23 protein-coding genes are annotated in these 24879 nt (G+C 59.1%); 11 read left to right on the top strand and 12 right to left on the bottom strand.

The window, feature by feature from the left end:
• Nucleotides 1-15: 15 nt before the first annotated feature.
• Both Q7W83_RS26025 and Q7W83_RS26030 read left to right on the top strand, forming a co-directional pair.
• Nucleotides 16-1056 (top strand): threonine aldolase family protein, encoded by a 1041-nt coding sequence (locus Q7W83_RS26025; RefSeq protein ID WP_150634429.1) that lies wholly within the window; start codon nt 16-18, stop codon nt 1054-1056.
• 262 nt (nt 1057-1318) lie between these two features.
• Entirely contained in the window at nt 1319-2143 is an 825-nt protein-coding gene (locus tag Q7W83_RS26030; RefSeq protein ID WP_150634428.1) for an SDR family oxidoreductase, read from the top strand.
• 105 nt (nt 2144-2248) lie between these two features.
• Here the strand turns inward: Q7W83_RS26030 and gbcB are convergent, their stop codons facing one another.
• A complete protein-coding gene (gene gbcB, locus Q7W83_RS26035; protein WP_150634427.1) occupies nt 2249-3349 on the bottom strand; it encodes a glycine-betaine demethylase subunit GbcB in 1101 nt (366 codons plus the stop codon).
• 295 nt (nt 3350-3644) lie between these two features.
• On the opposite strand from gbcB, the gene gbcA reads away from it, so the two are divergent.
• On the top strand, nt 3645-4940 hold the full coding sequence (gene gbcA / locus Q7W83_RS26040) for a glycine-betaine demethylase subunit GbcA (protein WP_150634425.1): 1296 nt from the start codon (nt 3645-3647) through the stop codon (nt 4938-4940).
• An 831-nt stretch (nt 4941-5771) separates the two neighbouring features.
• Here gbcA and Q7W83_RS26045 read toward each other — a convergent pair.
• The 9 genes from Q7W83_RS26045 to Q7W83_RS26085 form a co-directional block, all read right to left on the bottom strand.
• Complete coding sequence (locus Q7W83_RS26045; protein ID WP_150653989.1) at nt 5772-6104, bottom strand: asparagine synthase-related protein; 333 nt, start codon at nt 6102-6104, stop codon at nt 5772-5774.
• Between the two features lie 78 nt (nt 6105-6182).
• On the bottom strand, nt 6183-7541 hold the full coding sequence (locus Q7W83_RS26050; RefSeq protein WP_150653988.1) for an FAD-binding oxidoreductase: 1359 nt from the start codon (nt 7539-7541) through the stop codon (nt 6183-6185).
• A gap of 485 nt (nt 7542-8026) precedes the next feature.
• Complete coding sequence (locus Q7W83_RS26055) at nt 8027-8593, bottom strand: GNAT family N-acetyltransferase (protein ID WP_150639096.1); 567 nt, start codon at nt 8591-8593, stop codon at nt 8027-8029.
• A gap of 107 nt (nt 8594-8700) precedes the next feature.
• Entirely contained in the window at nt 8701-9471 is a 771-nt protein-coding gene (gene etfB / locus Q7W83_RS26060) for an electron transfer flavoprotein subunit beta (RefSeq protein WP_150653987.1), read from the bottom strand.
• Between the two features lie 15 nt (nt 9472-9486).
• Nucleotides 9487-10707, bottom strand: a complete 1221-nt coding sequence (gene etfA / locus Q7W83_RS26065) for an electron transfer flavoprotein subunit alpha (protein WP_150653986.1) — start codon at nt 10705-10707, stop codon at nt 9487-9489.
• Entirely contained in the window at nt 10707-12656 is a 1950-nt protein-coding gene (dgcB, locus tag Q7W83_RS26070; RefSeq protein WP_473657858.1) for a dimethylglycine demethylation protein DgcB, read from the bottom strand. The genes etfA and dgcB overlap by 1 nt, the downstream gene beginning before the upstream one ends.
• 171 nt (nt 12657-12827) lie before the next feature.
• Nucleotides 12828-14888 (bottom strand): dimethylglycine demethylation protein DgcA, encoded by a 2061-nt coding sequence (dgcA, locus tag Q7W83_RS26075; RefSeq protein ID WP_150634418.1) that lies wholly within the window; start codon nt 14886-14888, stop codon nt 12828-12830.
• A 15-nt stretch (nt 14889-14903) separates the two neighbouring features.
• On the bottom strand, nt 14904-15434 hold the full coding sequence (locus Q7W83_RS26080; RefSeq protein ID WP_008033249.1) for a DUF5943 domain-containing protein: 531 nt from the start codon (nt 15432-15434) through the stop codon (nt 14904-14906).
• A 79-nt stretch (nt 15435-15513) separates the two neighbouring features.
• Nucleotides 15514-16491 carry a dipeptidase gene (locus Q7W83_RS26085; protein WP_008033250.1) on the bottom strand — a complete coding sequence of 326 codons (978 nt, stop codon included), beginning with the start codon at nt 16489-16491 and terminating at the stop codon, nt 15514-15516.
• A gap of 231 nt (nt 16492-16722) precedes the next feature.
• Between Q7W83_RS26085 and Q7W83_RS26090 the strand changes: the two genes are divergently transcribed.
• Both Q7W83_RS26090 and Q7W83_RS26095 read left to right on the top strand, forming a co-directional pair.
• Entirely contained in the window at nt 16723-17124 is a 402-nt protein-coding gene (locus tag Q7W83_RS26090; protein ID WP_150634416.1) for a lysozyme inhibitor LprI family protein, read from the top strand.
• A 60-nt stretch (nt 17125-17184) separates the two neighbouring features.
• Nucleotides 17185-17601 (top strand): DUF3010 family protein, encoded by a 417-nt coding sequence (locus tag Q7W83_RS26095; RefSeq protein WP_150634415.1) that lies wholly within the window; start codon nt 17185-17187, stop codon nt 17599-17601.
• A gap of 136 nt (nt 17602-17737) precedes the next feature.
• On the opposite strand, the gene Q7W83_RS26100 is transcribed toward Q7W83_RS26095, so the two are convergent.
• Complete coding sequence (locus tag Q7W83_RS26100) at nt 17738-18682, bottom strand: GlxA family transcriptional regulator (RefSeq protein ID WP_150653984.1); 945 nt, start codon at nt 18680-18682, stop codon at nt 17738-17740.
• Between the two features lie 188 nt (nt 18683-18870).
• Here Q7W83_RS26100 and choX point away from each other — a divergent pair, with 188 nt between their 5' ends.
• The 6 genes from choX to Q7W83_RS26130 all read left to right on the top strand — a co-directional run bounded on the left by choX (nt 18871) and on the right by Q7W83_RS26130 (nt 24326).
• The gene (choX, locus tag Q7W83_RS26105) at nt 18871-19815 is read left to right on the top strand and encodes a choline ABC transporter substrate-binding protein (RefSeq protein WP_150634413.1); all 945 of its coding nucleotides are present in this window, start codon (nt 18871-18873) and stop codon (nt 19813-19815) included.
• A 75-nt stretch (nt 19816-19890) separates the two neighbouring features.
• On the top strand, nt 19891-20778 hold the full coding sequence (cdhC, locus tag Q7W83_RS26110; protein WP_473657866.1) for a 3-dehydrocarnitine:acetyl-CoA trimethylamine transferase CdhC: 888 nt from the start codon (nt 19891-19893) through the stop codon (nt 20776-20778).
• A 146-nt stretch (nt 20779-20924) separates the two neighbouring features.
• Nucleotides 20925-21890 carry an L-carnitine dehydrogenase gene (locus Q7W83_RS26115; protein ID WP_150633765.1) on the top strand — a complete coding sequence of 322 codons (966 nt, stop codon included), beginning with the start codon at nt 20925-20927 and terminating at the stop codon, nt 21888-21890.
• Nucleotides 21891-22013: 123 nt separating this feature from the next.
• Nucleotides 22014-22490 (top strand): thioesterase family protein, encoded by a 477-nt coding sequence (locus Q7W83_RS26120; RefSeq protein ID WP_150633764.1) that lies wholly within the window; start codon nt 22014-22016, stop codon nt 22488-22490.
• 13 nt (nt 22491-22503) lie between these two features.
• Nucleotides 22504-23667, top strand: a complete 1164-nt coding sequence (locus Q7W83_RS26125) for a gamma-butyrobetaine dioxygenase (RefSeq protein WP_150633763.1) — start codon at nt 22504-22506, stop codon at nt 23665-23667.
• A gap of 395 nt (nt 23668-24062) precedes the next feature.
• Complete coding sequence (locus Q7W83_RS26130) at nt 24063-24326, top strand: hypothetical protein (RefSeq protein ID WP_150633762.1); 264 nt, start codon at nt 24063-24065, stop codon at nt 24324-24326.
• A gap of 114 nt (nt 24327-24440) precedes the next feature.
• On the opposite strand, the gene Q7W83_RS26135 is transcribed toward Q7W83_RS26130, so the two are convergent.
• On the bottom strand, nt 24441-24879 hold a 439-nt coding region (locus tag Q7W83_RS26135), incomplete at its 5' end, for a helix-turn-helix domain-containing protein (protein WP_473657872.1).

Raw genomic sequence — 24879 nt, forward strand, 5'->3', positions numbered from 1 at the left:
ACGGAAAGCAGGGCCATGACCGATAAGAGCCAACAATTCGCCAGCGACAACTATTCCGGTATCTGCCCTGAAGCCTGGGCTGCCATGGAAAAGGCCAACCACGGCCACCAGCGCGCATACGGCGACGATGAATGGACCGCTCGCGCGTCCGATGATTTCCGCAAACTGTTCGAAACCGACTGCGAAGTGTTCTTCGCCTTCAACGGCACCGCCGCCAACTCGTTGGCCCTGTCGTCACTGTGCCAGAGTTACCACAGCGTGATCTGCTCGGAAACCGCTCACGTCGAAACCGACGAATGCGGCGCCCCGGAATTCTTTTCCAACGGCTCCAAACTGCTGGTCGCCCGCACCGAGAACGGCAAGCTGACCCCGGAATCGATCCGCGAAGTGGCCCTCAAGCGCCAGGACATCCACTACCCGAAACCGCGCGTCGTGACCCTGACCCAGGCCACCGAAGTCGGCAGCGTCTACACCCCGGAAGAAATCCGCGCCATCAGCGCCACCTGTAAAGAACTCGGCCTGAACCTGCACATGGACGGCGCGCGCTTTTCCAACGCGTGCGCGTTCCTCGGCTGCACGCCGGCCGACCTGACCTGGAAGGCCGGTGTCGACGTGCTGTGCTTCGGCGGCACGAAAAACGGCATGGCCGTCGGCGAGGCGATTCTGTTCTTCAACCACAAACTGGCCGAAGACTTCGACTACCGCTGCAAACAGGCCGGGCAACTGGCCTCGAAAATGCGCTTCCTTTCGGCACCGTGGGTCGGGATTCTGGAAAACGACGCCTGGCTCAAATACGCCCGCCACGCCAACCATTGCGCGCAATTGCTCGCCGAGCTGGTCAGCGACATCCAGGGCGTGGAACTGATGTTCCCGGTGCAGGCCAACGGCGTGTTCCTGCAACTCTCGGAACCGGCCATCGCCGCACTGACCGCCAAGGGCTGGCGCTTCTACACCTTCATCGGCAACGGCGGCGCGCGCTTCATGTGCTCGTGGGACACCGAAGAAGAACGTGTTCGTGAGTTGGCGGCGGATATCCGCGAAGTGATGTCCCGCTAACGACACAAAACCTGCAGGAGCTGGCTTGCCAGCGATCGCCTCGACGCGGTGTGCCCGACACACCGCCATCGCCGGCAAGCCGACTCCTACAATTTCGCATCAAAACGCCCCTCTTCTGGACGACACAAAACCTGTAGGTGCTGGCTTGCCAGCGACCCAGGCGACTCTGCGTCTGTTCTGGCGCCATCGAAGACTGCGTGATCGCGCCACGCGCCTTGGTCTACATTGAATCGCTCAGATAACAATAATCAGGAGCGCACGCATGTCATTACAAGGCAAAACCCTGTTCATCACCGGCGCCAGTCGCGGGATTGGTCGCGAGATCGCGCTGCGAGCCGCACGGGATGGGGCCAACATTGTGATTGCGGCCAAAAGTGCCGAGCCGCATCCGAAGTTGCCGGGCACGATTTTCAGCGTCGCGAAAGAAGTTGAAGCCGCTGGCGGCAAGGCGCTGGCCTTGCAGGTGGATGTGCGCGATGAAGTCGCGGTGCGTGAAGCACTGGCCAAGGCCAATGAGCATTTCGGCGGCATCGATGCGCTGGTCAACAACGCCGGCGCCATCAAGCTGACCGGCGTTCAACACATCGAGCTCAAACGCTTTGACCTGATGCACCAGATCAACACCCGCGCCGTGTTGCTGTGCAGTCAGGCCGCCCTGCCCTACCTGAAGAAGAGCAGCGGCCATATCCTCAACCTGTCACCGCCACTGAACCTGGCGACCCAGTGGTTCGCCCAATACGCCCCGTACACCGTGACCAAATACGGCATGAGCATGCTCACGCTGGGCATGAGCGAGGAATTCAAGCACTACGGCATCAGCGTCAACTCACTGTGGCCGCAGACCATGATCGCCACCGCCGCCATCGAGTTTCAGCTGGGCTCGCGGGAGTCGTTCAAGCATGCGCGTACGCCCGAAATCATGGCGGATGCTGCTCATGTGATTCTGGACAGCAGCGGTCGCCGCATTACCGGACGGTTGCTGATTGATGAAGAGATTCTGCGGGAGCATGGCGTGACCGAATTCGATCACTACCGCTTTGAACCCGGTACCAACGACAAGCTGATGACCGACTTGTTTGTGGACTGAAGCACCAATCCTTGTGGGAGCGAGCCTGCTCGCGATGAGGCCGTCATATCCAACAGAGATGTTGACTGACAGACCGCTATCGCGAGCAGGCTCGCTCCCACAGGTTTAAAACTCGATGCGCACATCACCCTTCGGCACGCTGCAGCACGAAAGAATGTATCCCTCGGCTTCGTCTTCCTCGGTGATCCCGCCGTTGTGGTCCATTTCGACCTCGCCTCCCAGCTTCATCACCTTGCACGTGCCGCAGATTCCCATCCCGCAGGCCTTTGGAATAAGCAGGCCCAGCTTGGCCGCCGCCGCATGCACGGTTTCACCTGGGGCCACGCGAATACTCTTGCCGGACGAGATAAATTCGACTTGATGCAGGTCCGCCAAATCGACTTCCGGCGCGTCGGCTGCAATTTCGGCCTGTTCCACCGCATCGGCACGGGCTTCCGGTGGCGTCGCGCCGAAGGATTCCTCGTGATACCGCTTCATGTCAAAACCGGCGGCTTCGAGCATGCGCTTGACCGCGTTCATGTACGGCGTCGGGCCGCAGCAGAACACTTCGCGCTCAAGGAAGTCCGGCGCCATCAGTTCCAGCATCTTGTGGTTCAGGTAACCGCGATAACCGGCCCACGGCTCGCCCAGGCCATGCTTCTCGCAAATCAGGTGCAGGCTGAAGTTGTCGATGCGCGACGCCATGTGCTCCAGCTCGCGGTGGTAAATGATGTCTTTCGGCGAACGGGCGCTGTGGATAAACACCATGTCGACGTTGCCGTTGGTGTCGTAGAACCAGCGTGTCATCGACATCACCGGTGTAATACCGACACCGCCGCTGAGGTAGAGCACTTTCGGCGCGGTGAAATCCATGGCGTTGAACAGCCCGACCGGACCGTGCACCGCCAGCTCCTGACCTTCATGCAGGGTGTCATGCAGCCAGTTCGACACCTTGCCGCCCGGTACGCGTTTGATGGTCACCGAGAAGCTGTACGGCACCGACGGCGAGCTGGAAATGGTGTAGGAGCGCATGATCGGCACGCCTTCGATTTCCAGCTCCAGGGTGACGAACTGACCCGGTTTGAAGAAGAACAGGATCGGCTGGTCGGCCATAAAACAGAAGGTGCGCACATCCCAGGTTTCCTGGATGACTTTGACGCAACGGACGATGTGTCGGCCATTGGCCCAGGTCTGGGTGGTTACCGGATTCAGGAAGCTGTTGGACATGCTGTTCTCCACCGCCGATGGTCGGCCTTATGTTGGCGATTCTGCGTATAGCGCGAACCACCCATTTACCTATCTGCGACATTCACATACTTATCGCGACCAGCCCGCAACTACCGGGGGTTGCGCGTCGGGAACAGATTGGGCCATGTCGCCCATGGATAAGGTTCCGCGCAACGCCGGCCCCACACTCGCCCCATACCAAGACACAACCTTTACACCTTGCGTAGCAAACCTGAGCAGCAACCTGATTAGCCACTTTCGCCGGCCACACAGAATGGCCTTGAGGATCACATCGATGGACGTCACCGCAAAAATCAGCCTGGGCGATCCGCTGGAACCCGCACGCAAGGCCACCGCACAGATGCTGCAAGAGCGCGAGCGCACTTTCTCGCTGCCGCAGCCGTTTTACTCTGACGAGCGGCTGTTTGATATCGACATGCAGGAGATCTTCCAGAAAGAGTGGTTGATCGCCGGCATGACCTGTGAGATTCCGACCAAGGGCAACTACCTGACCCTGCAAGTCGGCAAGAACCCGATCATCGTGATTCGCGGCGCCGAGGGCGTGGTTCACGCCTTCCACAACGTCTGCCGTCACCGCGGTTCGCGGCTGTGCACCAGCGAAAAAGGCAAAGTCGCCAAGCTGGTTTGCCACTACCACCAGTGGACCTACGAACTGGACGGTCGCCTGCTGTTCGCCGGCACCGAGATGGGCGCCGACTTCGACATGAAACAGTACGGCCTCAAACCGGTGAACGTGAAGACCGCCGGCGGCTACATCTTCATCAGCCTGTCGGAGAACCCGCCGGCCATCGATGACTTCCTGTCGACGCTCAACCATTACATGGAACCGTACGACATGGAGAACACCAAGGTGGCGGTGCAAACCACCTTGATGGAAAAGGCCAACTGGAAACTGGTACTGGAAAACAACCGCGAGTGCTATCACTGCAACGCGTCGCACCCGGAATTGCTGAAAACCCTGCTGGAATGGGACGACGTCACCGACCCACGTGCCGACCAGGCCTTCAAGGATCACGTCGCCGCCTCCGCCGCTGCCTGGGAAGCCGAGAAGATTCCTTACGCCCACGCCAGCTTCGGCCTGCGTAACCGCATCGTGCGCATGCCGCTGCTCAAGGGCACCGTGTCGATGACCCTGGACGGCAAACAGGGCTGCGCCAAACTCATGGGCCGCATCAAGAACCCGGACCTGGGCTCGATGCGCATCCTGCACCTGCCGCACTCGTGGAACCACTGCATGGGCGACCACATCATCGTCTTCACCGTGTGGCCGATCAGTGCTCAGGAAACCATGGTCACCACCAAGTGGATCGTGCACAAGGACGCGGTTGAAGGCGTGGACTACGACGTGGAGCGCATGCGCCAGGTCTGGGATGCGACCAACGACCAGGACCGTCGCCTGGCAGAAGAGAACCAGCGCGGGATCAACTCCACGGCGTACCAGCCGGGCCCTTACTCCAAGACTTACGAGTTTGGCGTGGTGAACTTTGTGGATTGGTACAGCGAGCGGTTGCTGAACAATCTGGGCGCGGAACCTGCGCCTTATCTCAAAGGGGTACCGGTTCAGGGTTAAAGATCAAAAGCATCGCGAGCAAGCTTGCTCCTACAGGCCCGGGTCGTTCACGAAATTGGCTTACGCCCCGATTCCCCTGTAGGAGCAAGCTTGCTCCGAGCGGCGTTCCGACGATAGCGTCATTCCTCACCATACATCCCTTTCTGATTCTCCACCGCCTTAGAACTGTACGAAATATGATCTATTGCGTTCAGCACTATGCAGTTCGTGGCTTCCAGCCTTCCGCAAACAAGTTATCCACACATCCACCCACAGCTAATGGGGACAAGTGTCAGATGACGCGTAACTTTCTCCACAGAAACCAAAGAAAATCCGTGACTTATACAGAAGCAGGGTTTTAAACAGCGATTGGTTGTTTTTTGACCTGACAGCTGAAAGCCACGCAATACGTGGCCTGTAGCGGATGGCGAACACCTTATCCACAGAAGCGCCAACAGACTTTGGGGGCAACTTTTGCCCTGCTGTGGAAAAACGGTAGAGGTCACGAAAAATCAGGGGGTTACGTAGGTATTTATCCTCTAATCCAGCAAATTGAACGTTTTTTAATCACATCACTGAAAGGCCCTACCTATAAGGGTTACAGCGGTCAGCGAACATCTTATCCACAGAAGCGCCAACAGAGATTGGGGGCAAGTTTTGCATCGCTGACAAAGTTATCCCAAAAAAACGCGAGAAGGCTGCTAAGACTGAGCTGAAAATCTGCGTATGGATTGAATCCAACCCCCTACTTTGGCTGTTTATTGGCGAGACACGCCTTTATCCACAAATTACCCACAGCACCTGTGGATAAAAACACTTCCCTCATCAACGGAGTGCTTATCTACGGAAGTCTTAACGCTTTCTACACAACAAATTATTGAACGCATTAACACCAAACATCGCCCACGGACTTTTTCCATCCCGTTCGAAACGTTTGAAATCCTCGCGAGAAAAAAGGCCGTCAAAACATTCAGTATTGATATTCGACGCCAGTATCTCACTGTAATTTTTTGCTGGCGCATCCGGAAACGCTAGTTTACGTCGCTGCAATATTTCATGAGGCAGCCTACCGGCAAATGCTCTCCGTAAAGGCATCTTCTCGACCCCATCGACGACCTTGTCTTTTGCGGCCAAACTCAAGGCCAGGCTTGTCACGTGCCTATCCAGAAAGGGTATTCCACACATGAATGCGTTCCTGTCTTAGGCTTCTTGATTTCTTGCAAATCAACTAATCAGATAATTATTCAGTATCGAATACCGCATTCATGACGTGTTGCGTTGAATATTATGATTACGCCTGAATACATTGGATGGGTCATATTTTCGCTTTGTCTGGAACAACCTGTCTCGTTCGATCGCACGTACAGCCTGGTCATTGTTTTCCCCCTCAAACGTGTAGTTCGAGTAGGAGGAATACCGTTGCCTGCTGGTTATGGATTCGACAGCGCCTTTTACCCAGCTCACGTATTTCAAGTCATCACTTGAGGCTAACCAACGAGCAGAAAACAGAATTCCATAATTTTTATCAACGATCGGGAGGGCAGATTCGACAGGCTTCTCAGGCCGGCGAGAGGGATTGAGATGCTCGATGGTGATGCTGCAATTGGAACCAGGAACTCCCTCAATCCACTTTAACAACAACGGCCATGTTTCCTCACCGAGCACGTCTGGGCAAACTGACTTCCAGTACCCTCTCATCGGCTGGGCGAAACGCTCGTCAGACCACGACTGCCATGACACGAAATCATTCGTCAGAAAAATGTGCTTGTGCGGCAATCCCAAATACTCTTCGAGCCTCACGATTTCCATGTGGTCTGCTGAGCCACTGAGACAAAAGTCGATAGAAAGACAGCAGCCTCGATCATGGCCCAGATTCTGGAGCACAGGCGCAACAACCAGATTTGACGGGCAATGTTTATCCAGATAGACGACAAGGCTGTTCAGCGCACCTTCAATGTCCTTATCAAATACCTCTATTGTTCCGCAATAGACACTGGGTAGTTTCGATAATCCATACCTGAATTCAAGCACAACACCGAAGTTTCCTCCCCCGCCTCGTAACGCCCACAGCAGGTCTTCATGGCCCGGATCTTCAGCCCTGACAACTTCACCCGAAGCCAGTAGAACATCCGCCCCCACTAAATTCTCACAAGTAAACCCATAAGTTCCCAGAAGCCAACCAATCCCACCACCCAAGGTTAAGCCGGCAATACCTGTATCACTGACTGTTCCGGTAGGGATGACGTAACCCTTCTGGCAGAGCGCTCGATCTACATCACCTAAACGAGCACCCGGAGAAACGCTCGCAACCCCCTTCGCTTCATCAATGACAACATCCCTGCAAATGGAAAAATCAAGAAGTATTCCTCCTTGAGTAGAACCAAATCCCGCGATATGGTGCCCGCCACCTCGAATGGCCAGTTCAATTTCATTGAGCGCCACATATTGAATAAGCTCTTTCAACGCTGATTGATTCTGTGTTCTTATAATCATTGCCGGATAGAGATTGTGCATTCGATTATAAAGCTGCCTGGCCGCCTCATAAGAACTGTCTTCAGGAAATATAATGCTGATGTCCGAATACTTGCTCAGCAGCGAATTTCCGAAATCTCCAAAGCCCATGACTATAAGCACCCGCACCAAATAATAAACTTCAGACTCGCATGAGAATTAATAATCTCCGCGCCGGCCTGCAACATTAAACCGGCACGAAGCTTAATAAGTCACTCTCTCCTCTGTAAAGCATTTTGACTTGTACATTTTCCATCTAAATATTTCCTGCAACCCCTACAAAAATTCTAACTCGCCAGCCACACTTTATGTGTATCAACACCTTTCGGAAATTAATATAGTGCTTAAATCCAATCACCAACATTGAATGCAGAAATATCAACACAATAAAAGAGAGTGGACATTTAGGAGATTGAGGATTGGCTACGAAGGCTGTTTTTTGCGCAAAGACACCCAGCGCTTAATTTCTAAGGCCTGCAGCAAAGGGCAAACAGGTTATCCACAGAGGCGCACACAGGCTTTGTGGGTAACCGCGATCAGATCCTGTTGAACGACTCTGCTGTGACCTCGAACCGCTTACAGAGAAACGTAGCTCACTAGGGCCACTGCATGAGGTAGGCATCGCCGGTCACCCGAATCATCGGGTGGGGCGTGATCTGGCAGGTATCGACGATACGAAAGCCCTGGCGCTCGTAGAACCGGCGGGCGCCGGTGTTGACGGCGTAGTCGATCAGGCTCAAACCCTTGAGGCCCAGCTGGCTGGCACGCTCGTGAGCGTGGGCGAGGAACTGCTTGCCGAGGCCCTGATTGCGCCAGCCCTCGTGCAGCGCGAGGCTGGAGATGTAGAGCGTGTCGGGGACTTCCATGTCGGCATACGGCGCCAGCACCGGGTCGGTCGTGGGCTCGGCCAATGGATCGTGGCGCATCACGTAGCTGTGCATCATGCCAATGACGTGGCCGTCTGCCTCGGCGATGAGGCAGTTCTGCCAGGAAAAATCCACGTCGTCACGGGCGTAACGGGCAGCGCCTACGTCCAGCAGATCCTGGCCGGGCTCGGCCAGTTGACTCCAGATGTAATCCGAAGCGCCTTCCGAGGAAATCTGGAACAAACGGGCAATCTCCCGCGCATCACTGCGCTGGGCCGAACGAAATTCAACGGTCATTACTTTTCCTTGCTCGCGATAGCGGTTTGTCAGACGACATCACTGTTGAATGCAAGTCCGACATCGCGAGCAAGCTCGCTCCCACAGTGGATAGCGGTTAGATCAAGTCAGCGAACCACGCCTTCCTCGATCAGCAACTTGAGAATCGCCTCGGCACCCGCTTGCGCAGTCACGCCTTTAAGCACTTGTCCGCCGCCGCCACTGGCCTTGGCCGTCGCGGCTTTCATCCGGTCTGCGCCGCTTTTGGCCTTGATCACCTTCAAGCGTTTAGGCCGCGGTTTGGCGGGTTGCAGCGTCGCAACCGCCAGCAGTTCATCGTCAATCACTTCGACTTCATCCGCCTGCAACACCCCGCGCCTGGCCGGGCCGTATGCGCTCTGCCGAGGCTTCGGCGCGGCGTTATCCACTGTCGCGAGAAACGGCAGCCGTACTTTCAAACGACGACGCTGACCACGGGGCAAGGCTTGCAGCACCAGCGCTGTACTGCCGTCGATGGATTCCACCTGAGCCAGCCCGACCACCAGCGGCCAGCCAAGGCTTTCCGCCAGCAGAAACGGCAGCATGCCCGAGCCTTCGCCGGTTTCTGCCTGGCTGCCGGTCAGCACGACTTGCGCGCCGGCATCGCGCAAATACGCGGTCAACGCCGGCAATGCATCGGCGCCCTGCGGTTGTTCCAGCACATGCAACTGTTCCAGGCCCATGCCCAGATAGGCGCGCAGCGCAGGCTCCGCGACGTCGCCGGCGTGCAGCACTTGCAGGTTATCCCCAGCCAGTTGCAAGCCCAGCTCCACCGCCCGCGCATCTTGCTCCGCGCGACGTGGTCGGCCGGAAGTCGGGTGGGCGCCTATGGACACCAGGCTGATGATTTTCGTGCTCATAACCCTTTCCTTCCCTTAAGCCGCATCGCGCTTGGCGTCGTTGCGGTAAGCCGCTACCGCATCGATCAAGGCTTGAAGAATCTCGGCGCTGTCGCCAATCACCGACAGGTCGGCCCGTTTGATCATGTCGCAGCCGGGGTCGAGGTTGATTGCCACCACCTTGTCGCAGGCACCGATGCCTTGCAGGTGCTGGATCGCCCCGGAAATCCCCACGGCCACGTAGACCCGCGCGGTGACCCAGGTGCCGGACGCGCCGACCTGACGGTCACGGGCCATGAAGCCATCGTCCACCGCCACCCGAGACGCGCCTTCGGTGGCGCCGAGCGCTTCGGCGGTCCTGTGGAAAAGTCCCCAGTCTTTCACCCCGTTGCCACCGGAGAAGATGAACTCGGCTTCGGCCATCGGAATTGCCGCCGGGTCCACCGCCACCGCGCCCAGGTCTTCGATACGCGACAAGCTGCGCGCTACGGTTGTGGATAACTCCACGGGCAACGCTTCGTGACGGGTTTCGCTGACCGGTTCGGCGCATTCGGCTGCGGCCAGAATCAGGCGTGCGACCGGACGGGCAAGGTCTTGTAACCCCGCACCGGCGCGGCCGATGCATTCCTGATCCTTGACCTGCCAGATCCGCGTGGCCGGGCGTTCGCCCAGGGCCGCGGCAAAGCGTCGACCGAGTTCACCGCCACCGCTGCGGCTGTCCGGCAGCAGCCAGTGACGCGGGCTGAACTGGTTATCCACAGCCCGCAGGCCCTGGACCCGTTGTTCCGGTGCATAACCACTGAATTCATCGCCATCCAGCACCAGCAAGCGATCGACGCCAGCGGTGGCGAAGGCGTTTTCCTTGTGCTCACCGAAGACCACGGCCAACACCGCGCCATCCTGGCCGGCCAATTGATGCGCCAGGCCGAGCAAGTCACGGTCGTGGCTGCTCAAGCGACCGCCGACCATGTCTGGCACCACGTTGATGTAGAACGCAGGTGCAGGCACTTGATGCAGCGGCAATTGAACTTCAACAACGGCCGAACGTTTGGTCGCACCGCCCTGTTGCGCGCCACTGCGGTCAATGCGCTTGATGCCGTTCGGGCCAATGAAACCGATGCCATGGAGATTTTTGCGGATGACGCCATTCGGCCCCATCCAGCTGTGTTGCGCCGGTTGCATGGCCGCGTGCAGCGGGTGCAGGCGGTTGCGGGCAATCCATTCGGCGCGGGGGTCGCGGCGGATAATGTCGCTCATCAGTGGGCCTCCGCAGGTTCACGTTGAGCCGGGGTGCCCGGTTTGCTTGGCGCTGCGTCTTCAAGCAATGCGTCGGCCACCAACTCGGCGATGTCCTTGATCAACGGACGTGGTTCGACCACGCCTTCGAGCATCGCGGTGCACTGTGGGCAACCCACGGCCACCAGTTCGGCGCCGGTTTCGCGGATGTCTTCCATGCGCATGTCGGGTATCCGTTGCTTGCCCGGAATGTCAGTGATCGGCGCACCGCCGCCACCGCCACAGCAGCGCGAGCGGAAACCGGAACGTTGCATCTCTTTCACTTCAATCCCGAGGGCGCGCAGCACTTCACGCGGCGCCTCGTACTCGCCGTTGTAGCGACCGAGGTAGCAGGGGTCGTGATAGGTCACGCTGCTGCCTTTGTGCTGGCCGAGATTGAGCGCACCCGCGTCGATGATTTCCGCCATGTAGGTGCTGTGGTGCTGCACCAGGTAGTTGCCGTCGAAGGCGCCGTATTCGTTTTTCAGCACGTGGAAGCTGTGCGGGTCACAGGTGACGATGCGGTTGAAGTTGTACTTGGCCAGGGTCTGGATGTTGCGTTTGGCCAACAGCTGGAAGGTTGCTTCGTCGCCCAGACGCCGGGCCACGTCGCCGCTGTCACGCTCTTCGAGACCGAGCACGGCGAAGTCGACTTTGGCCGCTTTCAGCACTTTGACGAAGGCGCGCAGGGTGCGCTGGTTGCGCATGTCGAAAGCGCCATCGCCGACCCAGAACAGCACGTCTGTGGATTTCTTTTCGCTGAGCAGATTGAGGTTCAAGTCCGCCGCCCAGTTCATCCGCCCGCCCGGCGCAAAACCGCCCGGGTTGTCGGTGGCGATCAGGTTTTCCAGGACTTCGGCGCCCTTGTTCGGGGTCGCGCCTTTTTCCAGGGTCAGATGGCGGCGCATGTCGACGATGGCATCGACGTGCTCGATCATCATTGGGCATTCCTCGACGCAGGCACGGCAGGTGGTGCAGGACCACAAGGTTTCGGCGTCTACCAGACCGTTGACGATCGGTTGATGCGGGTTGCCGGCGTGCTCGCCAATCGCTTTGCCCGGATACGGGCTGCCGGCGAACTTGGCGTCGGTGCCACCGGCGAGGCCGACCACCATGTCCTGAATCAGTTTTTTCGGGTTCAACGGCTGGCCGGCGGCGAACGCCGGGCAGGCTGCTTCACATTTACCGCACTGCACGCAGGCGTCGAAACCGAGCAGTTGGTTCCAGGTGAAATCCTTGGGTTTTTCCACACCCAGCGGTGCACTTGGATCGTTGAGGTCCAGCGGTTTCAAACCGGTGGAACGACCACCGCCAAAACGCTCGGCGCGACGGTGCCAGGCCAGGTGCAAAGCACCGGCGAAGGCGTGCTTCATCGGGCCGCCCCAGGTCATGCCGAAGAACAGTTCGCTAACGCCCCACAGCACGCCGATCCCGAGGATCACGGCCAGGATCCAGCCACCGAAGTTTTCCGGCAGGATACCCGCGACCGGCAGGGACACCAGGAAGAACGACGCCGAGAACGCCAACAGGCTTTTCGGCAAACGCATCCACGGGCCTTTGGACAAACGGGCCGGTGGGTTGCGTCGACGCAGGTACACGAAGATCGCGCCGACGAACATCACGGCCGTCATCAGCAACAGCGCATAACCAAGGAAGCGGTTATGCAGGCCGAAACCGTGCACCAGAATCGCGAGCACAGCGGACGCCACCGCACCGCCGGCCGTAGCGACGTGGGTGTTGGCGATGTATTTGTCCCGCGCGACGACGTGGTGCAAGTCGACCATGTAACGCTTGGGCATGGCGAACAGGCCGCCGATCAGGTCGACTTTCGAAGCCCGGCCCCGGCGCCACATAGCCACCCGCCGCAACGCGCCCAGAACCGCAAGGCCCAGGGCAGCGAACAACAGGATTGGAAGAAGGGTGTTCAACATGGTGGAGCTCCCAAAGACCTCGGGGTCTTGCAGGCCAAACTACCTGGATGCCTTGCCCGATTCCTGTGGGAGCTAGCCTGCTAGCGAAGACGGACTGACATTCAACATTGATGTCGACTGATCCACCGCTATCGCGAGCAGGCTCGCTCCCACAGGGTTATCCACAAGCCGTTAGAAATCCTTGCACAACCGCAGTGCGTCATAGATCGCCGCATGGGTGTTGCGCTGGGCCACGCAGTCGCCGATGCGGAACAGCAAGTAGCCGTCGCCTGCTTGACTCAGCGAAGGTTGCGGCTTGATCGCGAACAAAGCTTCGACGTCCACCTGGCCTTTGTTGCGCGAGCCTTCCTTCATGGCGTAGTAGATTTCTTCGTCCGGACGCACGCCGTTTTCAACAACGACCTGGTCCACCACCCGCTCCTCTTTGGCACCGGTGTATTCGTTTTCCAGCACCGCCACCAGCTTGTCGCCTTCGCGGTAGACCTTCTCCAGCATCATGTCGCCGGTCATGATCACTTCTTTCGGGTACATGCTGCGGTAGTACGTCGGGAACGAGGTACCGCCAATCGCTACACCCGGCTTGATGTCGTCGGTGACGATCTCGACCTGGCTGCCCTTGTCGGCGAGGAAGTCGGCAGTCGACATCCCGGTGAACTCGCAAATGGTGTCGTAGACCAGCACGTTCTTGCCCGGTGCGACCTTGCCGTCGAGGATGTCCCAACTGCTGACGACCAGGCCTTCAGCCGCGCCCCAGTGCTCGTTCTGCTCCAGGAATGGATGACCGCCGACTGCGAGCACCACCACGTCCGGACGCAGGTCGAGAATGGTTGCCGCATCGGCGGCAACGCCCAGGCGCAGGTCGACTTTCAGACGCGCCAGCTCAAGCTGGAACCAGCGCGTGATACCGGCGATCTGGTCCCGTTGCGGGGCTTTCGACGCCGTCGTGATTTGCCCACCGATGAATTCTTTCTTCTCGAACAGGGTGACGTCGTGGCCACGTTCGGCGGACACGCGAGCCGCTTCCATCCCGGCCGGGCCGGCACCGACCACCACGACTTTGCGCTTCACACCGGTCGATTTCTCGATGATGTGTGGCACGCCCATGTATTCACGGGAGGTCGCGGCGTTCTGGATGCACAACACGTCCAGGCCCTGGTACTGACGGTCGATGCAGTAGTTGGCACCGACGCATTGCTTGATCTGGTCGATCTGACCCATTTTGATCTTGGCGATCAAGTGCGGGTCGGCAATGTGGGCACGGGTCATGCCGACCATGTCGACGTAACCGCCTTCCAGGATGCGGGTTGCCTGGTTTGGGTCTTTGATGTTCTGCGCGTGCAGCACAGGTACCTTGACCACTTCCTTGATACCGGCGGCCAAATGCAGGAACGGCTCCGGTGGATAACTCATGTTGGGGATAACGTTGGCCAGGGTGTTATGGGTGTCGCAACCCGAACCGACCACACCGATGAAGTCGAGCATGCCGGTGTCGTCGTAATACTTGGCGATTTGCTTCATGTCCTCATGGGACAGGCCGTCCGGATGGAATTCGTCACCGCACAGGCGGATACCGACACAGAAGTCCGGGCCCACTTCGGCACGCACGGCCTTGAGCACTTCCAGACCGAACTTCATCCGGCCCTCAAAGGTGCCGCCCCATTCGTCGGTACGCTTGTTGACCCGCGGGCTCCAGAACTGGTCGATCATGTGCTGGTGCACGGCGGACAATTCAATACCGTCCAGGCCACCGGCCTTGGCGCGACGCGCGGCCTGAGCGTAGTTGCCGATCACCCGCCAGATTTCTTCCGGCTCGATGGTTTTGCAAGTGGCACGGTGCACCGGCTCACGCACGCCCGACGGCGACATCAGCGTCGGCCAGTTGAAGCCGTCCCAACGCGAGCGACGGCCCATGTGGGTAATCTGAATCATGATCTTGGCGCCGTGCTTGTGCATGGCGTCGGCAAGATTCTGGAAGTGCGGAATGATGCGATCGGTGGACAGGTTCACCGAACTCCACCATTCCTGCGGGCTGTCGATGGCCACCACGGACGAACCGCCGCAGATCGCCAGGCCGATCCCGCCCTTGGCCTTCTCTTCGTAATACTTGACGTACCGATCGGTGGTCATGCCGCCGTCGGTCGCATAGACCTCGGCGTGCGCGGTGCTGAGCACGCGGTTACGGATGGTCAGTTTGCCGATCTGGATCGGCTGGAACATTGCTTCGAAAGCCATGGCGGGTTCCTCGACTTACAACGGCTTGACGGTGAACAAACCGTCGTCGTGGCCTTCTTCGGAGCCACCGTAGACTTGTTCGGCAACGGTGCGAATCTTGCTGCCGCGGGCTTGCAGAATCTGGTCCATGGCACCGGCAAACCAGCCAGTGAACATGTAGTCGACCTTGCGCCCGACCTTGCCGTAGACGTAGACGAACGCCGAGTGCTCGAGCTTGACGCTGGCGGTGCCTTTGTCGAGGTCGATGTCCTGGATCTTGAACAGGCCCCAGCCGCGCTGCGACAGGCGCTTCATGTAGTGCTCGAACACCGCGACGCCTTCCAGGCCATGGCATTCAGCTTCTTTTTCACACCAGTGCCAGGCGGATTTGTAGCCGGCCTTGTAGAGAATTTCGGCGTAGGCGTCGGCGCCCAACACTTCCTCGATGCCCATGTGGTTGTTGACGAAGAAATGACGCGGCACGTACAGCATCGGCAGGGCGTCGGAGGTCCAGACACCGGTTTCGCTGTCTACTTCGATAGGCAATTGCGGGGCGATCTTGGCCATGGAAACTTAACTCCAGAAAAATTTTGGTGTTGCCCCCGGCACGGACGGCCGGGGGAAAGGATTCTTCAGATGCGGCGGCTTATTCGCCCCAGACATCCTTCAAGACGTTGACCCAGTTCTCGCCCATGATCTTGCGGACCACGCGCTCGGAATGGCCGCGCTTGAGCAGGGTTTCGGTCAGGTTCGGGAACTCGCCGACGGTGCGGATGCCCAGCGGGTTGATGATCTTGCCGAAGCTGGTCAGACGGCGGGCGTAGCCCTTGTCATGGGTCAGGTATTCGAAGAAGTCCTGGCCATGGCCCTGGGTGAAGTCGGTGCCGATGCCGATGGCGTCTTCGCCGACGATGTTCATGGTGTATTCGATCGCTTCGGCGTAGTCGTCGATGGTCGAATCGATGCCCTTGGCGAGGAACGGCGCGAACATGGTCACGCCGACGAAACCGCCGTGATCGGCGATGAATTTCAGCTCTTCATCGGACTTGTTGCGCGGGTGAATTTTCAGACCCGACGGCAGGCAATGGGAGTAGCAGACCGGTTTCTTCGATTCGAGGATGACTTCTTCGGACGTTTTCGAGCCGACGTGGGACAGGTCGCACATGACGCCAACGCGGTTCATCTCGGCAACGATTTCACGACCGAAGCCCGACAGGCCGCCATCGCGTTCGTAGCAACCGGTACCGACCAGATTCTGGGTGTTGTAGCACATCTGTACGATGCCGACGCCCAGCTGCTTGAACACCTCGACATAGCCGATCTGGTCTTCAAACGCGTGAGCATTCTGGAAGCCGAAGAGGATGCCGGTCTTGCCCTGCTCCTTGGCTTTACGGATGTCGGCGGTGGTGCGCACCGGAATCACCAGGTCACTGTTCTCGCGGATCAGCTTCTGGCTGGCGGCGATGTTGTTGACGGTGGCCTGAAAGCCCTCCCACACCGACACGGTGCAGTTGGCCGCGGTCAGACCGCCCTTGCGCATGTCTTCAAACAGCTCGCGGTTCCACTTGGCAATAATCAGCCCGTCGATAACGATGCTGTCGGCGTGCAATTCGGCTGGGCTCATCAGGCTGTCCCCTATTAGCGATTCGTGCGCCGAATCGTGTGCCGGCGCTTTGGGGCCAGCATATGCCTGAGGACCGGTGCAGCCGGGTGCAAAAACGACAGGGGGTTTGCCGAAAGCGTCAATCTGCGACAAAGGGTCGATATCGGGCCTGATCACCCGGCTGTTCAATGCCGGCCGCTTGGGCCAGAATTCGGCGCATTACTGGATGCTTACTGGATTTAGGGCGACGCAATGAAATCGATCTTCCTGGCTTTGGCACTGATAGCGACCGGCGTACAGGCAGCTGAAGAGTCCGACACCAACCCCTGCGATGCGGTCGAAAACGACGTCCAGACCCTGGAATGCTCGGTCTACAGCCGAACCACCGCCGAAGACCTGCTCAAGGACAACTACCAAAGCCTGACCGAGCGCATGCAAACGCTCTACGGCAAGAGCCCTTCGCAGCTGGCCGACATCACCGCCAAAATCAAGGCCGCCCAGCAGCAATGGCTTAAAACCCGGGATGCCGATTGCGCGGTTGAAGCGTTTCCGGCGACCAGTGGCAGCAAGGCGTTCACCATTGCGCAGAATGACTGCGTGGCGCGGATGAGTGATGAGCGGTCGGAGTTTTTGGAGTCGATTGGGCAGGAGTGATGCAAACTCCGGCCAACCAGAGCGGTAAAGCTGCTTACTTCAGCCAGTAAAGGGATCGAAATGAAAATCTGCGGCATCGAAATCAAAGGCAGCGAAGCGATCATCGCCGTGGCCTCTCTCGACGATCAGGTGCTAAGCCACGTCGCGCTCAACACCAAGAAAATCGCCCTCGACGATGACGACGAGGCCGCCAACGTCAAGGTCTTTGCCGCTCAAGTGGCGTCGTTTGTTCGCGAGAATTCCATCGACCGGATCGCGATCAAGAAGCGCAGCAAGAAAGGCGAGTTCGCCGGTGGGCCGACGACGTTCAAGATCGAGGGTGTTTTTCAGTTGCTGGAGAGCTGCGAGGTGACGCTGTTGTCGCCGCAGACGATCAATGCGCAGAACAAGAAGTTTGATTTTGCGCTGCCGGCGACGCTGAACAAGTATCAGCATGAGGCTTACAAGGCGGCGTGTTCGGCGCTGGTGAAGAAGTAAGCGTTCTTTCTGGCGACACAAATCACCTGTGGGAGCCAGCCTGCTGGCGATGAGGGAGTAGCAGTCAACAACATTGTCGCCTGACACACCGCCATCGCCAGCAGGCTGGCTCCCACATTGGTTCTGTGTACCTGCATCAGGCGTTGGCAGTACGCCGGTCTTCCCGGGGGCAACGGGCAAAACGTGCCCGATAGCTGCGGGTGAAATACGACGGCGACTCAAACCCGCACGCGATGCTCACCTCCAGCACACTCATGTCTGTCTGCCGCAACAACTGCCGCGCTTTTTCCAGCCTTAGCCGCAGGTAGAAATTGCTCGGCGTGTCGTTCAGGTGCAGCCGAAACAACCGCTCCAACTGCCTGCGCGTCACCTTGATCGACTCGGCCAACTCCAGCGTGGTCAGCGGCGGTTCGCTGTGCTGTTCCATCTCCCCTATCACGTGAACGAGTTTCTTGTTGCTGATGCCATACCGCGTGGCGACTTCCATGCGCTGGTGGTCTTTGCGCGGGCGGATGCGGCCGAGCACGAATTGTTCACTGACCTGGATCGCCAGTTCCGGGCCGTGGGCCTGGGAAATGAGGTCGAGCATCAGGTCGATGGAAGCGGTGCCGCCGGCAGAGGTGATGCGTCGACGGTCTATCTCGAACAGCTCCTGGGTGACGCTGAGCTGTGGATAAGACTCCTTGAAGGCGTCGATGGCTTCCCAGTGCAGGGTCAGGCGATGGCCGTCGAGCAGGCCGGCTTCGGCGAGGACGAAGCTGCCGGTGTCGATGGCGCCAAGGGTCACGCCTTCATTGTCCAGTCGACGCAGCCAGTGTTCCAGCGCCGGGGTGGCGAATTTCAACGGTTCGAAGCCGGCGACCACCAACAGCGTCGCACCTTTCTTCAGCGGTTCCAGCGCCGCATCGGCGTTCACCGACATGCCGTTGCTGGCCAACACCGCCCCGCCGTCTGCGCTCAGCACATGCCAGCGATACAGCTCGCCGCGAAAACGATTCGCAACCCGTAGCGGCTCGATGGCCGAGATGAAACCGATGGCCGAGAAACCCGGCATCAACATGAAGTAGAAATCCTGGGACATGGAGCGCACTCGGTTGGCGGGTAGTTGTTGATACGCCACTTGCGAGCGCCATTCAAGAGGTCAGGTCGCTGCAGTGCAAGAGCTGGTCGCCGCAGTGCGCTTTCACGGGGCCTTAGCTGCGTAACTTGGCATCACCGGCGCACAAAGACGACCGGACCCACAATAACGAACTGCCGAGGAAACCTGAGATGAAACGACTGATCAGCAGCTGTGTTCTTGCACTCAGCGGTACCGCTTTTCTGAGCGCCAGTGTCATGGCCGCCGAACCTGCATCGTGCCAGAACGTACGCATGGGCGTCGTGAACTGGACCGACGTGATCGCCACCAGCGCCATGACCCAGGTCTTGCTCGATGGCCTCGGCTACAACACCAAACAAACCAGCGCCTCCCAGCAAATCATCTTTGCCGGGATCCGCGACCAGCGCCTGGACTTGTTCCTGGGCTACTGGAACCCGTTGATGACCCAGACCATCACCCCGTTCGTCGATGGCAATCAGGTCAAAGTGCTTGAAGCGCCCAGCCTGAAAGACGCCCGCGCCACCCTCGCCGTGCCGACTTACCTCGCCGACAAGGGCCTGAAAACCTTCGCCGACATCGCCAAATTCGAGAAAGAGCTGGGCGGCAAGATTTACGGCATCGAGCCAGGCTCGGGTGCCAACACCCAGATCAAGGCGATGATCGCCAAGAACCAGTTTGGCCTCGGCAAATTCCAGCTGGTCGAGTCCAGTGAGGCCGGCATGCTTGCGGCGGTGGATCGCGCCGTACGCCGCAAAGAAGCCGTGGTGTTCTTCGGCTGGGCGCCGCACCCGATGAACGTCAACGTGAAGATGACTTACCTCACCGGCAGCGATGACGCGCTGGGCCCGAACGAAGGCATGGCCACCGTCTGGACCGTCACCGCGCCGAACTACACCGAGCAATGCCCGAACATCGGCCGTTTGCTGAGCAACCTGACCTACACCGCCGAAGACGAGAGCCGGATGATGCAGCCGCTGCTGGATCACAAGGACGCCTTCGAATCGGCCAAGCAATGGCTGAAAGATCACCCGCAAGACAAACAACGCTGGCTGGAAGGTGTGACCACCTTCGATGGCAAACCGGCGGCTGACAACTTGAAACTCACCAGTAAATAAACCCCGATTGAACCACCGACTCGCAGCCCTACGGGGCTGCGAACGGAATCATCACGCCTGCAAGGAACCCGCCTCATGAACCACGACGTCATCATCACCTGCGCACTTACCGGTGCTGGCGACACGACCAGCAAAAGCCCACACGTGCCGGTCACCCCGAAACAAATCGCCGCTGCCGCCGTGGAAGCCGCCAAGGCCGGCGCCACCGTGGTCCACTGCCACGTGCGCAACCCCGAGACCGGCAAGTTCAGCCGTGACGTGGCGCTGTACCGCGAAGTCATGGAGCGCATCCGCGAGGCCGACGTCGACATCATCGTCAACCTCACCGCCGGCATGGGCGGCGACCTGGAAATCGGCGCGGGCGAGAACCCGATAGAGTTCGGCCCGAACACCGATCTGGTCGGCCCGCTGACCCGTCTGGCCCACGTCGAAGAGCTGCTGCCGGAAATCTGCACCCTCGATTGCGGCACCCTGAACTTCGGCGACGGCGACACCATTTACGTCTCCACCCCGGCGCAGTTGCGTGCAGGCGCCAAACGCATTCAAGAGCTGGGCGTGAAAGCCGAGCTGGAAATTTTCGACACCGGTCACCTGTGGTTCGCCAAACAGTTGATCAAGGAAGGCCTGCTCGATGACCCGCTGTTCCAGCTCTGCCTGGGCATCCCGTGGGGCGCGCCGGCTGATACCACCACCATGAAAGCCATGGTCGATAACCTGCCGGCCAACGCCGTGTGGGCCGGTTTTGGCATCGGTCGCATGCAGATGCCGATGGCGGCGCAAGCGGTGCTGCTGGGCGGCAACGTGCGGGTCGGCCTGGAAGACAACATCTGGCTGGACAAAGGCGTGTTGGCGACCAACGGCCAATTGGTCGAACGCGCCTCGGAAATCCTCAGCCGTCTCGGCGCCCGGGTTCTGACGCCGGCGGAAGGCCGGGCAAAAATGGGCCTGACCAAGCGCGGTTAACCCCAACACCTTTCCCCCTGTGGGAGCGAGACCGGCTTGCCGGTGATGACGTCGGTGCAACCGAAGCATCATCTGCGACAGGAATACCGCCATCGCGAGCAGGCTCGCTCCCACAGTTTTTTCCGAGCCAAATTCAGGTAATCGCCATGAGCTTTATCACCGAAATCAAAACCTTCGCTGCCCTGGGCAGCGGTGTCATCGGCAGCGGTTGGGTGTCCCGCGCCCTCGCCCACGGCCTCGATGTGGTGGCCTGGGACCCGGCGCCCGGCGCCGAAGCGGCCCTGCGCAAACGCGTGGCCAATGCCTGGGGCGCACTGGAGAAACAAGGCCTGGCACCGGGCGCATCACAGGATCGGCTGCGCTTTGTCGCGACGATTGAAGAGTGTGTTCGCGACGCTGATTTCATTCAGGAAAGTGCCCCTGAGCGTCTGGAACTGAAACTGGAATTGCACAGCAAAATCAGCGCGGCGGCCAAGCCCAATGCACTGATCGGTTCCAGCACCTCAGGCCTGTTGCCAAGCGAGTTCTACGAGAGCTCGACCCATCCGGAACGCTGCGTCGTCGGTCACCCGTTCAACCCGGTGTATCTGCTGCCATTGGTGGAAGTGGTCGGCGGCAAGAACACGGCACCGCAAGCCGTTCAAGCGGCCATGAAAGTCTACGAATCCCTCGGCATGCGCCCGCTGCATGTGCGTAAAGAAGTGCCAGGGTTCATTGCCGACCGACTGCTCGAAGCGCTGTGGCGTGAGGCGCTGCACCTGGTCAACGACGGGGTGGCGACGACCGGGGAGATCGACGATGCGATTCGCTTTGGCGCGGGTCTGCGCTGGTCGTTCATGGGCACCTTCTTGACCTACACCCTGGCCGGTGGCGATGCCGGCATGCGGCACTTCATGGCGCAGTTCGGCCCGGCGTTGCAATTGCCGTGGACGTACCTGCCAGCGCCGGAACTGACCGACAAGCTGATTGATGATGTGGTGGACGGGACCAGTGATCAGCTGGGCAAACACAGCATTTCTGCGCTGGAACGCTATCGTGATGATTGCTTGCTGGCGGTGCTGGAGGCAGTGAAAACCACGAAAGAGAAGCATGGGATGAGCTTTAGCGAATAACAGGTCTGGCCCCATCGCGGGTAAGCCCGCTCCCACAGGATTTGTGAACAGCGCAAGAACTGTGGCAGCGGGCTTGCCCGCGATGAGGGCGGCGCAGTCACTACACCTATTGGATAAGTCCTCATGCCTACCCTCACCACTTACAGCACCACAATCATCCCCGATTGGGTCGACTACAACGGCCACCTGCGCGACGCGTTTTACCTGCTGATTTTCAGCTACGCCACCGATGCGCTGATGGACCGGCTAGGCATGGACAGCAACAACCGCGAAGCCAGCGGCCATTCACTGTTCACCCTCGAGCTGCACCTCAATTACCTGCATGAAGTGAAGCTCGACGCCGACGTTGAAGTGCGCACTCAGATCATCGCTCACGACAGCAAACGCCTGCACCTCTATCACAGCCTGCATCTGGTCGGTGACGACAAAGAGCTGGCGGGCAACGAACAAATGCTGCTGCACGTCGACCTTGCCGGTCCCCGCTCCGCGCCGTTCAGCGAAGAAACGCTAGGCAAGCTGCAAGCCATCGTTGCGCAACAAACCGACCTGCCCACCCCGGACTACATTGGCCGAGTGATCGCGCTGCCCCCCAAAAAATAACAAGGAGATCGCCATGAACACCGCCGCCGCTTTTGCCGACTTCCGTACCTATCCGTTGATCAGCGCGCTGAGTGGCGTGCAGGCCTTGGCGGATCGCGTTCTGGTGACATGGGCTGATACCCGTGTCAGCCCTTTTCATCATCAATGGCTGCGGGACAACTGCCCGTGCCCGCAATGCGTCTACACAGTGACCCGTGAGCAGGTGCTGGAAATCGTCGACGTTGCGCAAGACCTGATGCCGGCAGAGACGAGCATCGACCCTGAGGGCTGTCTCCGCATCCAGTGGCAGGACGGTCATCTCAGCCGCTTCGATCCGGGCTGGTTACGGGCCCACGCCTATGACGACCAATCCCGCGCCGAACGCCGGGCCGGCAAGCCAAAATCCCGGCTGTGGAAAAGCGACTTGTCGCTGCCGGTGTTCGATTATCAAGCGCTGATGAATGATAACGATGCCTTGTTGCAATGGCTGCTGGCGGTACGCGATATCGGCCTGACACAAGTGCGCGGCGTGCCCACCGAACCCGGTTCGCTGAAGCTGATCGCACAACGTATTTCCTTCATCCGCGAGAGCAATTTCGGTGTGTTGTTCAACGTGCAGTCCAAGGCCGATGCCGACAGCAACGCCTACACCGCGTTCAACCTGCCATTGCACAGCGACCTGCCCACCCGGGAGTTGCAACCGGGACTGCAATTTCTACATTGCCTGGTCAATGATGCCGACGGTGGTGAAAGCATCTTCGTCGACGGTTTTGCCATCGCCGAAGCACTGCGCGAGGAAGATCCCGAGTCGTTCAAAGCGCTGTGTGAAGTCCCCGTGGAGTTTCGCAACAAGGACCGTCACAGCGACTATCGCTGTCTCGCGCCGATCATTGCTTTGGATGCCTTGGGGCAGATTTCCGAAATCCGCATGGCGAACTTTTTGCGCGGACCTTTTGATGCTTCGGTGGAGGAAATGCCCAGACTGTATCGCGCCTACCGGCGCTTCATTGCGATGACTCGCGAGGCGCGCTTTCGGGTGATGACGCGGCTCAATCCGGGGGAGATGTGGTGTTTTGATAACCGCCGCACGCTTCACGCGCGCAATGCCTTCGACCCCGCCAGCGGCGCCCGGCATTTCCAGGGATGCTATGTGGATCGGGATGAGTTGTTGTCGCGGATCCTCGTGCTCCAACGCTAGACCGCATCATCGTTCATCGCGGGCAAGCCACGCTCCCACAGGTTTGGCGTCGTTCGCCAGATCTGCGGCCACCCCAGTCCTGTGGGAGCTGGCTTGCCAGCGATGGCGGTCGCACAGGCAACACCCAATTCCCGCACCCACAGACAAAAAAAGCCCCGATCAAGCCGTGACAGGATCGGGGCAGAGGTGGGTACTGTTGAGGAGCCGTTGCGCGAGGGTGACCAAACCTTCGTGAAGCCAGCTGAATCCAGTGTGCCCACTCTGCCCTCTCGAAAGTTAGCCGAAAACGACCTGTTCATAGGTATTGCGGCCATTGCGACAAATCGTCCTTGCCGACGCCAACAGCCCCTACGAGAATCGAACCACGACACCGTTCCCTGAAGAAGGATTGCGTCATGATGCACGCCGATTTGATTGACCAGGAAGACCTGTTGGGCCAGCTGAAATCGTTGGGCTTTCAAGTTCCGAACGGCTCCACCGCCGAGCAGGCTTGCGAGTGCGCGGTGCGAGGATTGAACGATGAACGGGCGATAGTACTGCGCACCATGGTCAAGCAGATGTACACCAGCAGCGCGACCATTTTGCCGGCGGTGCGTCAGGCTATCGACAAGCAACTGCTGCCGGCGTTGGCGCAATACCAACAAAGCCATCGCGCCTGATAAGACGCCATCGCGGGCAAGCACGCTCCTACAGTTTTTTGGGGCGGATTGCAGATTTGTGATCCGCCCAAACCCTTGTGGGAGCGGGCTTGCCCGCGATGAAATCGCCTCGATTTAAAGCCTTACGCTGGCGAATGTCGACTCGTTGCGCGCCTGACTCAACGCCGACAACGGCCCGGACAACGGCGACAGCACCAATGCTTGCGGCAGCGGCATCATCGCCACTTGTTGCGTGGTGTTGGACCCTACGCGCTCGTCACGCGGTGGAATGCCGAAGTATTCGCGGTAGCACTTGGAGAAGTGCGGCGTGGACACGAAGCCACATACCGACGCCACTTCGATGATCGACATCGGCGTTTGCTTGAGCAACTGCCGGGCACGGATCAGGCGCAGCTTGAGGTAGTAACGCGAAGGCGAGCAGTGCAGGTACTTCTGGAACAATCGCTCGAGTTGCCGACGGGACACGGCGACGTACACCGCCAGTTCGTCGAGGTCGATCGGCTCTTCCAGGTTGGCCTCCATCAGCGCGACGATTTCCTGCAACTTCGGCTGG

This window comes from Pseudomonas sp. 300 (genome assembly GCF_055803035.1).

Excerpts from the sequence above, each read along its gene's own strand:
- Q7W83_RS26025 (WP_150634429.1), top strand. The coding sequence starts at position 16 with ATGACCGATAAGAGCCAACAATTCGCCAGCGACAACTATTCCGGTATC.
- Q7W83_RS26030 (WP_150634428.1), top strand. The coding sequence starts at position 1,319 with ATGTCATTACAAGGCAAAACCCTGTTCATCACCGGCGCCAGTCGCGGG.
- gbcB (WP_150634427.1), bottom strand. The coding sequence starts at position 3,349 with ATGTCCAACAGCTTCCTGAATCCGGTAACCACCCAGACCTGGGCCAAT.
- gbcA (WP_150634425.1), top strand. The coding sequence starts at position 3,645 with ATGGACGTCACCGCAAAAATCAGCCTGGGCGATCCGCTGGAACCCGCA.
- Q7W83_RS26045 (WP_150653989.1), bottom strand. The coding sequence starts at position 6,104 with ATGTGTGGAATACCCTTTCTGGATAGGCACGTGACAAGCCTGGCCTTG.
- Q7W83_RS26050 (WP_150653988.1), bottom strand. The coding sequence starts at position 7,541 with ATGGGCTTTGGAGATTTCGGAAATTCGCTGCTGAGCAAGTATTCGGAC.
- Q7W83_RS26055 (WP_150639096.1), bottom strand. The coding sequence starts at position 8,593 with ATGACCGTTGAATTTCGTTCGGCCCAGCGCAGTGATGCGCGGGAGATT.
- etfB (WP_150653987.1), bottom strand. The coding sequence starts at position 9,471 with ATGAGCACGAAAATCATCAGCCTGGTGTCCATAGGCGCCCACCCGACT.
- etfA (WP_150653986.1), bottom strand. The coding sequence starts at position 10,707 with ATGAGCGACATTATCCGCCGCGACCCCCGCGCCGAATGGATTGCCCGC.
- dgcB (WP_473657858.1), bottom strand. The coding sequence starts at position 12,656 with ATGTTGAACACCCTTCTTCCAATCCTGTTGTTCGCTGCCCTGGGCCTT.
- dgcA (WP_150634418.1), bottom strand. The coding sequence starts at position 14,888 with ATGGCTTTCGAAGCAATGTTCCAGCCGATCCAGATCGGCAAACTGACC.
- Q7W83_RS26080 (WP_008033249.1), bottom strand. The coding sequence starts at position 15,434 with ATGGCCAAGATCGCCCCGCAATTGCCTATCGAAGTAGACAGCGAAACC.
- Q7W83_RS26085 (WP_008033250.1), bottom strand. The coding sequence starts at position 16,491 with ATGAGCCCAGCCGAATTGCACGCCGACAGCATCGTTATCGACGGGCTG.
- Q7W83_RS26090 (WP_150634416.1), top strand. The coding sequence starts at position 16,723 with ATGAAATCGATCTTCCTGGCTTTGGCACTGATAGCGACCGGCGTACAG.
- Q7W83_RS26095 (WP_150634415.1), top strand. The coding sequence starts at position 17,185 with ATGAAAATCTGCGGCATCGAAATCAAAGGCAGCGAAGCGATCATCGCC.
- Q7W83_RS26100 (WP_150653984.1), bottom strand. The coding sequence starts at position 18,682 with ATGTCCCAGGATTTCTACTTCATGTTGATGCCGGGTTTCTCGGCCATC.
- choX (WP_150634413.1), top strand. The coding sequence starts at position 18,871 with ATGAAACGACTGATCAGCAGCTGTGTTCTTGCACTCAGCGGTACCGCT.
- cdhC (WP_473657866.1), top strand. The coding sequence starts at position 19,891 with ATGAACCACGACGTCATCATCACCTGCGCACTTACCGGTGCTGGCGAC.
- Q7W83_RS26115 (WP_150633765.1), top strand. The coding sequence starts at position 20,925 with ATGAGCTTTATCACCGAAATCAAAACCTTCGCTGCCCTGGGCAGCGGT.
- Q7W83_RS26120 (WP_150633764.1), top strand. The coding sequence starts at position 22,014 with ATGCCTACCCTCACCACTTACAGCACCACAATCATCCCCGATTGGGTC.
- Q7W83_RS26125 (WP_150633763.1), top strand. The coding sequence starts at position 22,504 with ATGAACACCGCCGCCGCTTTTGCCGACTTCCGTACCTATCCGTTGATC.
- Q7W83_RS26130 (WP_150633762.1), top strand. The coding sequence starts at position 24,063 with ATGATGCACGCCGATTTGATTGACCAGGAAGACCTGTTGGGCCAGCTG.